General features: G+C 54.5%; 12 protein-coding genes and 1 tRNA gene. 7 read left to right on the forward strand and 6 right to left on the reverse strand.

The window, feature by feature from the left end; translation table 11 throughout:
* The first annotated feature begins 64 nt into the window (after positions 1–64).
* The 3 genes from IGQ16_RS04095 to rpmB all read left to right on the forward strand — a co-directional run bounded on the left by IGQ16_RS04095 (position 65) and on the right by rpmB (position 1,164).
* Positions 65–148 (forward strand) — tRNA-Leu (locus tag IGQ16_RS04095).
* A gap of 59 nt (positions 149–207) precedes the next feature.
* Positions 208–846 (forward strand): LON peptidase substrate-binding domain-containing protein, encoded by a 639-nt coding sequence (locus tag IGQ16_RS04100; RefSeq protein WP_024125478.1) that lies wholly within the window; start codon positions 208–210, stop codon positions 844–846.
* A gap of 81 nt (positions 847–927) precedes the next feature.
* Positions 928–1,164, forward strand: coding sequence for a 50S ribosomal protein L28 (gene rpmB / locus IGQ16_RS04105; RefSeq protein WP_024125479.1), 237 nt, complete (start codon positions 928–930; stop codon positions 1,162–1,164).
* 13 nt (positions 1,165–1,177) lie between these two features.
* On the opposite strand, the gene IGQ16_RS04110 is transcribed toward rpmB, so the two are convergent.
* Both IGQ16_RS04110 and psb27 read right to left on the reverse strand, forming a co-directional pair.
* Positions 1,178–1,888 carry a M15 family metallopeptidase gene (locus IGQ16_RS04110; RefSeq protein WP_297060350.1) on the reverse strand — a complete coding sequence of 237 codons (711 nt, stop codon included), beginning with the start codon at positions 1,886–1,888 and terminating at the stop codon, positions 1,178–1,180.
* Between the two features lie 5 nt (positions 1,889–1,893).
* Complete coding sequence (psb27, locus tag IGQ16_RS04115; protein WP_024125480.1) at positions 1,894–2,298, reverse strand: photosystem II protein Psb27; 405 nt, start codon at positions 2,296–2,298, stop codon at positions 1,894–1,896.
* A gap of 171 nt (positions 2,299–2,469) precedes the next feature.
* Between psb27 and IGQ16_RS04120 the strand changes: the two genes are divergently transcribed.
* Complete coding sequence (locus IGQ16_RS04120) at positions 2,470–2,970, forward strand: NADAR family protein (protein ID WP_024125481.1); 501 nt, start codon at positions 2,470–2,472, stop codon at positions 2,968–2,970.
* On the opposite strand, the gene mutL is transcribed toward IGQ16_RS04120, so the two are convergent.
* The 3 genes from mutL to IGQ16_RS04135 are packed head-to-tail and all read right to left on the reverse strand — an operon-like array spanning position 2,958 to position 5,999.
* Entirely contained in the window at positions 2,958–4,592 is a 1,635-nt protein-coding gene (gene mutL / locus IGQ16_RS04125; RefSeq protein ID WP_297041011.1) for a DNA mismatch repair endonuclease MutL, read from the reverse strand. The genes IGQ16_RS04120 and mutL overlap by 13 nt on opposite strands.
* The gene (coaBC, locus tag IGQ16_RS04130) at positions 4,580–5,797 is read right to left on the reverse strand and encodes a bifunctional phosphopantothenoylcysteine decarboxylase/phosphopantothenate--cysteine ligase CoaBC (protein WP_297041012.1); all 1,218 of its coding nucleotides are present in this window, start codon (positions 5,795–5,797) and stop codon (positions 4,580–4,582) included. Before coaBC ends, mutL begins: the two co-directional genes overlap by 13 nt.
* Positions 5,784–5,999, reverse strand: a complete 216-nt coding sequence (locus IGQ16_RS04135; protein ID WP_024125484.1) for a DUF2555 domain-containing protein — start codon at positions 5,997–5,999, stop codon at positions 5,784–5,786. Before IGQ16_RS04135 ends, coaBC begins: the two co-directional genes overlap by 14 nt.
* 373 nt (positions 6,000–6,372) lie before the next feature.
* On the opposite strand from IGQ16_RS04135, the gene IGQ16_RS04140 reads away from it, so the two are divergent.
* Positions 6,373–6,762 carry a hypothetical protein gene (locus IGQ16_RS04140; protein ID WP_024125485.1) on the forward strand — a complete coding sequence of 130 codons (390 nt, stop codon included), beginning with the start codon at positions 6,373–6,375 and terminating at the stop codon, positions 6,760–6,762.
* Here the strand turns inward: IGQ16_RS04140 and IGQ16_RS04145 are convergent.
* A complete protein-coding gene (locus IGQ16_RS04145; protein WP_024125486.1) occupies positions 6,759–7,235 on the reverse strand; it encodes a DNA starvation/stationary phase protection protein in 477 nt (158 codons plus the stop codon). The two genes, IGQ16_RS04140 and IGQ16_RS04145, sit on opposite strands and share 4 nt — an antisense overlap.
* Positions 7,236–7,429: 194 nt before the next feature.
* Between IGQ16_RS04145 and IGQ16_RS04150 the strand changes: the two genes are divergently transcribed.
* Positions 7,430–8,404, forward strand: coding sequence for an FHA domain-containing protein (locus IGQ16_RS04150; protein ID WP_024125487.1), 975 nt, complete (start codon positions 7,430–7,432; stop codon positions 8,402–8,404).
* Between the two features lie 47 nt (positions 8,405–8,451).
* A complete protein-coding gene (locus IGQ16_RS04155) occupies positions 8,452–10,836 on the forward strand; it encodes an endonuclease MutS2 (protein WP_297041013.1) in 2,385 nt (794 codons plus the stop codon).
* Position 10,837 lies beyond the last annotated feature (1 nt).

The following is a 10,837-nucleotide window of genomic DNA, read 5'->3' on the forward strand; positions in this document are numbered from 1 at the left end:
GTGAGTTGACAGAACTTCACCAAAGCAAGAATAATAAGAGATCGCCTACGAAAAACTATCAGAAGCGGAACTGGCGGAATTGGTAGACGCGCTAGATTCAGGTTCTAGTGTCCGCAAGGACTTCGGGGTTCAAGTCCCCGGTTCCGCATCCTAGGGAGCCTTCAAAGTACGGTAGGATAGAAGCATTGGCTTCTGTGCGTTGTCATTATGGCTTTTTCCTCCATTGCCGTTCGCGAACTCCCCATTTTTCCTTTGCCGGATGTTGTGCTCTTTCCGGGACGACCACTGCCGCTCCATATTTTTGAATTCCGCTACCGCATCATGATGAATACGATTCTGGAGAGCGATCGCCGATTTGGCATCGTGATGTGGGACCCGCAAACGGGACGGCCAGCCACGGTGGGCTGTTGTGCGGAAGTGCGTCGCTACGAACGGCTTCCCGATGACCGCATGCTCATTGATTCTCTGGGTCAGCAGCGGTTTCGCATCCTTGACTATGTGCGCGAAAAACCCTACCGCGTTGGACTGGTGGAGTGGATTGAGGATGAACCCACCAGCATTGATCTGCGCCCCTTAGCCCAGGAAGTACGTCAACTCCTCGAGGATGTGGTGCGCCTCTCGGCAAAACTGACGGAACAACCCATGGAACTGCCCCCCGATGTGCCCACCACTGCCCTGGAGCTGTCCTATTGGATTGCCAGTAATTTTCGCGGTGTCGCTCAGGAGCAGCAACGCCTTTTGGAGCTACAGTCCACCTACGATCGCCTGCTGCGGGAAGCGGAAATTTTAACCACCACCCGCAATCACTTGGCGGCCCGTACCGTCCTCAAGGAAACCTTCAAATAGGCCGTGTCCTTCTCGACGGAATATGTTAGGCTAGAAGTCCTGCTTATTTTGCTTCACGTTGCCTTGTAGGGGAGAAAACTCATGAGCCGCGTTTGTCAACTAACTGGAAAAAAGGCCAATAACGCCTACGCTATTTCCCACTCCCATCGGCGGACCAAAAAACTACAGGAAGTGAATTTGCAATGGAAACGGGTGTGGTGGCCAGAGGGCAAGCGTTGGGTGCGACTGCGCCTCTCTACCAAAGCCATTAAAACCCTCGAGCGCAAAGGCCTGAGTGCATTTGCCAAAGAAGCGGGGTTGAATCTTAACAAACTCTAAGGGTGACCCATCCTCAGAAATCGACGCGCCCATAGCGAGCGATGATGTCCCGCTGGTGAGTCTGTTGCTGCGTTTGCCACGCCCACAACTGATCCCCAAGGGAAAAGTGCCACCACTCGTTTGGGTGGCGCTGAAAACCTGCATCGCTCATTGCTTGATAGAGAATTTGGCGACGCTGGGCAAAGCAGGCGGCATTGATCTGGTCAGGATGACGATCGTAAAAATCGGGAAAGGAACGCTCGGAAACTTCATCAATGGCGCCCCCCATGTCCAGAGGATGGCCTGCCTGGTCAGCCAGGGTCAGATCAACGGCAGCACCGGTACTGTGGGGGGGCGGTTCCTTGGGGTCTGAGCTGGGCACAGCCCAAAATTGATAAACCTGCTGCCAAATCTCGGTGGCGATCGCGGGCTCAAGCTGCTGCGAATCATACCCCCGCTCTTGACAAAGGGCAGTAAAGGTATGCGCCACCATGAATTGCTGCACCGCAATTGGGCGATAGGCATCAAAAATCGCCAGTTGCCAGCCGTAGGGCTCTAGGAATGCTTGGGCCCGCTCCAGGGCAGCAATCACGCCTAAGCGCAAGTAAAAGGGCGAAGCCCTGCCATAGGGGGCACCGAGACTTTGATAGGGATGGGGGGCCAACCGCAGAAAGGCAGGGGGAATAGGTGCTAGGGGTTCCCCGCACTCTGCAATCGGAATTTTGGTATAGGGCTTATCCCCCATCGGGACTAGGACTTGGCTTCGCGATCAAGGGCGAGTTCGACTTGCTTAAACTCCTGTTCGAGGCGGGCTTTCAGCTTCTCAGGGAGAGGACGATTGGGATAGGAACTGTAGTGACCCGCGAGGGAGTTGAGGGCGGTTTGCATCGTCATAAAAGAGGAGAGCGATCGCAACGAGTCATCGCGACGATAGAGGGCAAAGAAATCATTCAACTTTTTGCGGGCCTCTGCTTGAGCTGCCTTTTTGTTGGGGGCATTCTCTGGTAGAGCGATCGCTTCCCGCAGGCTACTGATCAGGGCAAGGGTATCTTCACGGAAATTGCCCGTTAGCCCCGTGGGCACATTGGCACAACTGGTCAGCAGTAGTGACACACTTAGGAAAAGCGCGCAAACCATCGCCCAAAAACGTTTCATACTCAACCCCAAAACAAAATTTAGGTTTTAAGATACCCACGAGGCTAATCTTAGCAAGAATTGGTTACCCTAACCCGGTTCTGTCCCTGGGAAAAGGACGGTATTTGGGGCATGATGATCTCAGCCATGATAAACGCTAGGTGATCAAGGGGTGCAGGAACGCGGTTGGCAATGACAATCTACTTTTATCGCGTCAAGGATGCCTACGGCAGTTTTTCCAATTTCTCTCCCCACGGGTTTACCCTAGAGGGCTATTACTGGCCAACAGCAGAGCACTACTACCAAGCCCACAAATTCTTTGGCACTCCCTATGAGGCCTTTGGTCATGCTATTCGCATCGCGCCAACTCCTGAGGCGGCTGCCCAACTGGGTCGCAGTGGTCGCTATCCTGTTCATCCCCAGTGGGATCAGCTCAAACAGGCAGTGATGTGGCGTGCCCTTGTGGCTAAATTTACCACCCATGCCGAGTTGCGGGAACTGCTCTTGGCAACCGTGGATGAAGAATTAGTGGAGGACTCCCCTGTAGATAGGTATTGGGGCTGTGGGAGCGATCGCCAAGGCTCAAACTACCTAGGACGGCTGCTGATGCATTTGCGGCACTGTCTGCGCCAAGGGGCAGATCTCCACGTCTTTACTCCCCTGCAGGATTGCCCTTTCTGTCAGATGCCATGACTTTTGCCTACCACCCAGTGGCGACGGAAAAAACGGGCAAGGCTAGATTCTTTCAGTTGCAGACAGATAGGGCGACCATGGGGGCAGGTGTGGGGTTGACGACAACGGTACCACTGATCCACCAAGGTTTGCATTTCCGCAAGGGTGAGGGGCGTTCCGTTACGAATGGCACTGCGACAGGCAACGGCCACTTTGGCGGCGCTCAGATCCGTCACTTGGCTGAGTTCAATGAGGGCGGCGACTCGATCTGGGCGATCGCGCAGTAGAGCAGGAACCCTACGCACTGCCCAAAGCTGCACCCCAAAGGGGGCGACCCCTAGCCCCCAGTCTTGAAAGCGTTGCACTTGTGTTTCCGTGAGAGATTCCAGCAACACCGGCTGCTCTAGCTCCACTGCTTGCCAATCCGTTTCAATCTGCTCGTAAAGCACCCGTTCATGGGCAATGTGCTGCTCAATCAGCCAAATGCCCTCGGCGTGCTCGGCAATAATGTACGTATTGTGCAACTGGCCCACCACTTTCAGTGCAGGTAGGGAAGTGGTAGGTCCCTTTGGGGATAACAGGGTTCGATAGCGAGCCGGAGGTTCAGCCGCTTTGAGCACCTGATAGCCGCTGGCATCATTCAAGGGGGTGGTTGGGCAGGCCAGGAGTTGGCCAATGCGTTCTACCAACAGGGTTTGCCATTGCTCTGGCTCCCGTAGATAGATCCTGCGCTTTTGGGGCTCTGCTGACCAGTCGATCGCCCCCGGGGGTAAATGGAGATGGGCAATACAGAGGGGAAAGCGCTGCCGAGGGAGGCTGCGACCAAAGGCCTCAAGAATCACCTGCTGCCACGAGGGATCACTGTGCAGTTCCACCCAACGGCCATTAACGGCAACCCCTAACCCATCGGGGCGGGAACGGTGGTGGCAATCTGGCGGCGCCAAGACCAGTTCGATCTGGGCATCACTCATTTGGCGTAGATCTTGAGGATGCAGTTGTGGGATGAGTTGCAGCAGGCGATCGCCCAAAGACGCCACTGCCGGCCAGTGACACCACTGTTTGCCATCCTTAAGGAGATACCAAGCCACCTGCGGGAAACAGAGGGCGATTTGCTGAAGCCGCTGCCGTACCTGGTTTGGATTTGCTCCCTGCTGACGTTGGGGCCAGTTCTGAAAAATGTGCTCAGCAATCACACGGGTCCCCACCGCCATTCCTAGAGGACGCTGGCTGCGCACCTGCCCGTGGGCATCATAACTCACTCGCCAACCGCTATCTGCCTCGCGATGGCGACTGCAAATCGTTAACTGGGCCATTTGTGCCAAACTGTGGAGGCTTTGGCCGCGAAATCCCAAGGTTGTGATGTCGGCTAGTTTCCCGCTGGCGGGTAACTTGCTGCTGGTGTAGGGGAGGGCTACTTGAGTGAGATCTGCCCAGCGAATTCCTTCGCCATTGTCCGTGACCTCAAGGTGCCATGCTGCAGGGTGCCAGTGCAGGTGGATGCGACTTGCGCCAGCATCAAGGGCATTTTCCACCAGTTCTTGGGCAATCGTGGCAAGGGAGTCGAGGGTTTCAGCGGCAGCGATCGCCCGCTGCATTTCAAGAGGCAACGGAACAACCGTCAGGCCATTATTCATGGCAGCCATTCTTGGACAATGTCAAAAATTTGGTGGGCCAGAATTAACTTTGGTACCTTGGCAAGAGGGCGCGATCGCCCCTGACGATCCAGCACTACCGCAGCATTTTCAACGGTGCCGAAACCACAATCCGCTTGATCTACTGCATTGGCAACCATCAAATCCAAACCCTTGCGTTTTAGCTTTTCCTGGGCAGGCGTGACAATATCCCCCGTTTGGGCGGCAAAACCAATCAGACGTTGGTGGGGCTGACGCATTTGAGCCACCGCTTGCAAAATATCGGGCACAGGACTCAGGGGTAAGGCCGTAGGCAACTCCGATTTAGGCAGCTTTCCCGACCACTGCTGAGCCGGGCGGACATCGCCAACGGCGGCAGCCATCACCAGCCAATCTGCCTCTGGCCACAGCTCTAGAATGGCCTTGAGCATTGCTTCGCCACTCATTGCTTCAATAGCGCGTACCTGCGCTGGGATCGGCTCGGCGATCGCCCCATGAATCAACGTTACCGTCGCCCCGCGATGAAGGGCTGCCCTTGCCAGAGCGATCCCCATTTTTCCCGTTGCCGGATTACCGATGAAGCGCACCGCATCCCAATATTCCCGGGTGCCCCCGGCGGTAATCAACAGATGCTTCCCAGCTAAGTCTCGCTTGCCGTGGGTATAGGCCAAAGAATCTAAATAGGCAATGATTTCCTGCGTCTGCGCCATTCGCCCCACACCGACACTGTCACAGGCCAAGCGGCCATAGGCCGGGGGTAAGCAATGATAACGGGGCTGTTGTTGCAGTTGTTGCCAATGGGCTTGTACCGTCGGTTGCTCCCACATTGTGGTGTTCATAGCCGGTGCCACCAAGATTGGCATTTGCGAGGCCAGCACCGTACTGACCAGTAGGTTGTCCGCTAAACCCAGCACCAATTTTGCCAACGTATTAGCTGTCAGGGGAGCAATTAACATCAGGGTTGCCCTTTCCGCCAGCTCAATATGCAGTGGTCGTGGCGCTTGGGGATGCCAAAAATCCGCATCCGTGAGTACTGATCGCCGGCACAGGGTTGAAAGGGTCAAAGGGGTAATGAATTGCGAAGCAGTCTCCGAAAGGATGGCAGAAACCTGCCACCCCGCTTTCACCTGCGTGGAGATTACATCGCAGATTTTATAGGCAGCAATGCCACCCCCCACCCCCACCAGCAAATGGGGAACTGTTCTAGGACTCGTCAAAGGCCTCTAAATCCAAAAGATACAGATAGGGCTCCACCAGCTCTGGTCGGTGAAACGCAATGGCACGCAGGAGGTGCCAGTCTTCGAGGGCAGCAAAGGGGGTGTCGTAGTCATCCTCCTCAAGTCGTCGCGCCAAGGCTGCCACATCTTGGGGGGTTAGATGGTTGATATATTCCTGAGAATAGTGATGTGTTGCTTGCATAACCCCTCCGGCATGACGTCTAGGGAGCACAGCCCTTTTCACTAGGGATGAGACATACTCAACACTGGGAAGACTAGAGAGTATTCCATCGCTGTGACGCTGGTATTTTCTATTTTAGAACCCCTAGAAAAAGACTGTAATCCTGCTGTTAGAATTATACTCCTTGATGACAAGCCTCCAGCGTGCTTTATTGTCAGAAGATTCATTGTCAGAAGAGCAAGCTCACCAGTTACTGGAAGCAACTGTAGCCAGTCGGCAACCAGAAAGCAGATAGCAAACAATTGTTGCAAATAAAATAATTGTTGCACTGAGATAAAAAGCAGTCGCCCCCATTGGCTATCGTTGAAAAACATAACCGACTGGGGAAGGCCCGATGAGACAGCAGCAGATCACTCCTCTCCTTCTGACCGTAACCCTTGGCGGGGCAATTGCTCCCCTACCCTTCTCTACAGTGGTCGTTGCCCAAGCCACCAATTTAGCACCTATCAACATTGCTGAGTTGGTGCGTGCCCGCAACTATGCCCGCCAAGCCGCAGAACGGGCCAATGGTGGATTAACCCGCTATCGAGCCGAGCAGTCCATGCATGGTCCTGTACGCCAAGCCCCCTATGTGCGTAATGCCGACGGCTCCTACACGTTTCGGATTTTGGGCTATCGGGTGAGAAATGGCGTACCCGAATCCATGCCTAGCATTGAAACAGTGGCTACTGTGGCTCCCGATGGTCGCACCACCATTGACTACAACGGCCCAATCCGCAACTAACTGACCAAACCATCGCCCTTGGCCAAGAACTCCTTGAGGAACCAGCGATGTTTTTGGTGAGTTTGCACCAAGCGGGTGTAGAGATCGGCGGTACCAATATCACCGGCCTCAGTGGCGATTTCGGCATCTTGGTGCATTTCAGTAATGATCAGTTCATGGTTGGCGATCGCCTCCTCAATCATTTGCTTGACCGTGAGTTGGCCACTGGAGGGGTTTACTGTTGCTACTTTTAGGTAGTCTGCTGGGTCTGCCACGGGTTGGCCATCCAGCATGAGGCTACGCTCAGCCAGTTCATCAATCATGGCAAAAACCTCTGACCCCTGTTCTTCAAAAAGCAGGTGTAAATCACGGAACAGAGGGCCGTAGGTCAACCAATGGTACTTCTTGTAGTTCAAATACATGAGCACTGCATTGGCCTGTTCCCGTTTGAGCGTGGTCAGCACTTGCTCCTTCAGCGTGGTTGTTGCACTCATAGCAGTCTCCTTTGACAGTCGTTGAACTGTCCTGTCTTACTTAATCATACTCATAACGAGTACGTTTTAGCAATCCCTCAGGGTGCTACTGCCATTCTATTGACATTAAGATGAAGGTGGTTTCCTCCTGCTTAACAACGTTAGGATAAGCAGCATAGCAATGAACTCCATAATTTAGTTTTTTAGCTACTCCTATGGATGCTTCGGCCAATCGCCCCGACACCTACGTTCCCCTACACTCGCCGACTCGCGCTGGTGAACAGCAGCGGGGGTTTATGCGTCCCAGTGAGCTGATTTTAGCGGCACCCACACCCCGATTATTGTTGCACTCAGTTTACATGCAACGTTCAATTGTGTTGGATCAGTTACCTGCTTGGCAAATTGGTCGCAGCAAAGACTGTGATATTGTTTTGCCCGATCGCTGGTGTTCACGGCGTCACATTCGCATTGAGCGTCAAGCGGATCATCGCTATTGTTTGACTGATCTCAAGAGCATGAACGGGACATTTGTGGGCAATAACCGCATCCAGACTCCCTACATCCTCCGGCATGGGGATCGCATTTCCATTGGTGAGTCAGAGCTAGAATACATTGACCTGCGGGATGTGCCAGGTCCTTACCCCTACACCCATCACTCCGGTGAGAGCAAGGGTCAAGTGACGGTGCTGATGACCCATTCTTCCCGTACCCAAGGGGAAATGTGGCGGGAATTATTGAACTCCCAGAGTATTTCAACGATTTGGGCAACTTCCCACTTTGAGTTAGAAAAAATCATTGCCCATCTGGAGTCCCTCAACTGCAACATCAACCTCTTGCTCTTGGATTTGGGAATGCCAAAAACGAATCCCTACAACTTTTGTCGGCAGTATCGCCAGCGCTATCCACAAATGAATGTCATTCTCCTCAGTGGCATGCGTACCCGTGTCCATGAATCGGAGTGCAAGTGGGCAGTCAATCAAGGCGCGATGGCCCTCTTTGGGGGGTTGCCCCGCGAAAATATGCTTGGGGAGCTCACAAATATTACGGAGCGATTACAAACAATTGCCAAAGCCCTGGGCTGGACCTACTTCAATCCTGAAGCTCTCACCAGTACCCTTCTAAAACTGCAAGATGCTGTGGATACGGAGATGCCGGGGATTGTCCTTGAGAACCGCTGCATGGATGAGTGAGCAGTGCTACAGTCAGTGGAAGTAGTGTTTTCAGCAGATGGCGAACATTGGTTGTTACAACGTCACAAATTAGTGCCCTTGATAAATCCCTAGGACGTCTGGAGTGGCCACGTCTCTGTCAGCAGTTGGCAACGTTTGCTTCGACAAAGCGGGGGATGCGTCAGCTTCAAGGGGGAGACATCTTAGGGGGTACCCCAGCGGCCAGTCGAGTGCTGTTGGCGCAAACTGCCGAGGTGATTGCCCTAGAGACGGTACATCAAGTGCGCTTAGATTTCAGCCAAGTCACGGATATTGAACCTGCCCTTGCGCGACTGGATCATCAGGGCTGTTTGCAAGGCACGGAATTACTGGCGATCGCCCACCTGTTGAGTGCTGCGCGGCAACAGCGACGTCAAATTGAGGAGCACGAGCAACTCAGTGAACTCCAACAACTGGTGGCCGGTGTCCGCACCTATCCTGAGGTGACGCAGGAAATCTACCGCTGCATTACCGATCAAGGTCAAGTCAGCGATCGCGCCAGTCCTGAATTAGCTCAGATCCGCCAGCAGCAACGGCAATGCCGCGCCCAGATCCAGCAGCAGCTTCAGCAGATTCTTCAGCAGCGAGCAGGGGCAATTCAAGAGGCAGTGGTTACCCAACGGCGCGATCGCTATGTGTTGGCGGTCAAAGCCACCCACAAAGACCAAATTCCGGGCATTGTCCACGATCTCTCCGCCAGTGGAGCCACACTCTACATTGAGCCACAGGAAACCATTGACCCGCAAAACCGCCTGCAGCAACTGGCCCATCAGGAGGCTGAGGTCGAACGCGCCATTTGCCAAGCCCTTTCGGATCAGTTGGCCACCATTAGTGATGATCTGTGGTATCTACTGGATGTGCTGACTACCCTCGATGTGGCAGTTGCCCGTGCCCGCTATAGTCTCTGGTTGCAGGGAAACCCACCGCAGTTTGTGAGTAATACGCGGCTGCACCTGAAGGCCTTGCGTCATCCCCTCCTGGTGTGGCAGGAGCACCATGAACAGGGTCAGCCAGTGGTTCCCATTGACATTGAATTACAGCCAGCCACAAAGGTGGTGACCATTACAGGCCCGAATACAGGCGGGAAAACGGCAACCCTAAAAACACTGGGATTGGCCGCCCTCATGGCCAAGGCGGGGTTGTATGTGCCGGCGGCAGCCCCCGTAGAGTTGCCTTGGTTTACGGGCGTTTGGGCAGACATTGGTGATGAGCAGTCCCTTACTCAAAACCTGTCCACGTTTTCTAGCCATATCTGCAATATCCGCGATATTCTCACAGAGCTGGAGGTCACAGGCGGCAATACACTGGTGCTCCTGGATGAAGTGGGGGCAGGCACGGATCCCACTGAAGGCACAGCCCTGGCGATCGCTCTGTTACGCTATCTGGCAGAGCACGCCAGCCTCACCTTTGCCACCACCCACTATGGTGAGCTCAAGGCCCTCAAGTACCAAGACAGCCGCTTTGAAAATGCCTCCGTTGAGTTTGATGAGGAGACGCTAGCCCCCACCTATCGGTTGCTGTGGGGCATTCCGGGACAATCCAATGCCCTGGCGATCGCCCAACGGTTGGGGCTATATCCCAGCATTGTTGAGGCGGCCAAGGCCCTTCTCAGCAGAGATAGCAACAGTGTCAATGAGATGATCATGGGTCTGGTGGCTCAGCGCCAGGATCAAGAGGCCAAAACCACAGCGGCAGCGACCCTGCTGCGCGATACCGAAGCCCTCTACCAGGAAATCGCCACGAAGGCGCAGGAACTACGACAGCGACAGCAGCAGTTGCGCCAGCAACAGGAGGAACAGGTACGCACTGCCCTCCATCAAGCTCAGCAGGAAATTGCCAAAATCATTGCCCAACTGCAACGGGCCAACAGTCCTGAACAGGTACAAGCCGCTCAAACTGCCTTGGCGCAGATTGAAAAAACCTACCTACCACCCCCCCCGCCCGCTGGCTTTATTCCTCAACCGGGCGATCGCGTGCGTTTACCCCAATGGCAACAGGTGGGTGAAGTCCTCAGTGTCAGCCAGCAGGGGGATATTGTCGTCCAAGTGGGTTCCGTGAAATTTACTGTGCCGCCCCACGCCGTCGAGTCCCTTCAAGGGGAACCCGTACACACGCCGTCTAAGCCCAAGCCTAGCCCAGCTCCCTCCCCGCCAACTGCCCGCACAACAGCACCGGCCATCCGCACCGAGAGCCGTACCCTGGATCTGCGGGGCAAGCGTATCCATCAGGCGGAACCTCTCCTAGAGGAATTCCTCAACCGCCAGCAGGGAACCGTTTGGATTATCCACGGCCACGGCAGTGGTGCTCTACGCCGGTTTGTGCATCAATTTTTAGATCAGCACCCCAGCGTTCAAAGCTATCACCTTGCGCCTCCTGAAGAGGGTGGCCGGGGAGTAACAGTTGTGCAGTTATAGG

Source organism: Thermosynechococcus sp. M3746_W2019_013 (assembly GCF_015296045.1).
Taxonomy (GTDB): domain Bacteria; phylum Cyanobacteriota; class Cyanobacteriia; order Thermosynechococcales; family Thermosynechococcaceae; genus Thermosynechococcus.

What these genes read in the sequence shown, in the direction of transcription:
- rpmB (WP_024125479.1), top strand. Translation starts at nt 928, where the DNA reads ATGAGCCGCGTTTGTCAACTAACTGGAAAAAAGGCCAATAACGCCTAC.
- IGQ16_RS04140 (WP_024125485.1), top strand. Translation starts at nt 6,373, where the DNA reads ATGAGACAGCAGCAGATCACTCCTCTCCTTCTGACCGTAACCCTTGGC.
- psb27 (WP_024125480.1), bottom strand. Translation starts at nt 2,298, where the DNA reads ATGAAACGTTTTTGGGCGATGGTTTGCGCGCTTTTCCTAAGTGTGTCA.
- IGQ16_RS04150 (WP_024125487.1), top strand. Translation starts at nt 7,430, where the DNA reads ATGGATGCTTCGGCCAATCGCCCCGACACCTACGTTCCCCTACACTCG.
- IGQ16_RS04120 (WP_024125481.1), top strand. Translation starts at nt 2,470, where the DNA reads ATGACAATCTACTTTTATCGCGTCAAGGATGCCTACGGCAGTTTTTCC.
- IGQ16_RS04100 (WP_024125478.1), top strand. Translation starts at nt 208, where the DNA reads ATGGCTTTTTCCTCCATTGCCGTTCGCGAACTCCCCATTTTTCCTTTG.
- IGQ16_RS04135 (WP_024125484.1), bottom strand. Translation starts at nt 5,999, where the DNA reads ATGCAAGCAACACATCACTATTCTCAGGAATATATCAACCATCTAACC.
- mutL (WP_297041011.1), bottom strand. Translation starts at nt 4,592, where the DNA reads ATGGCTGCCATGAATAATGGCCTGACGGTTGTTCCGTTGCCTCTTGAA.
- IGQ16_RS04110 (WP_297060350.1), bottom strand. Translation starts at nt 1,888, where the DNA reads ATGGGGGATAAGCCCTATACCAAAATTCCGATTGCAGAGTGCGGGGAA.
- IGQ16_RS04145 (WP_024125486.1), bottom strand. Translation starts at nt 7,235, where the DNA reads ATGAGTGCAACAACCACGCTGAAGGAGCAAGTGCTGACCACGCTCAAA.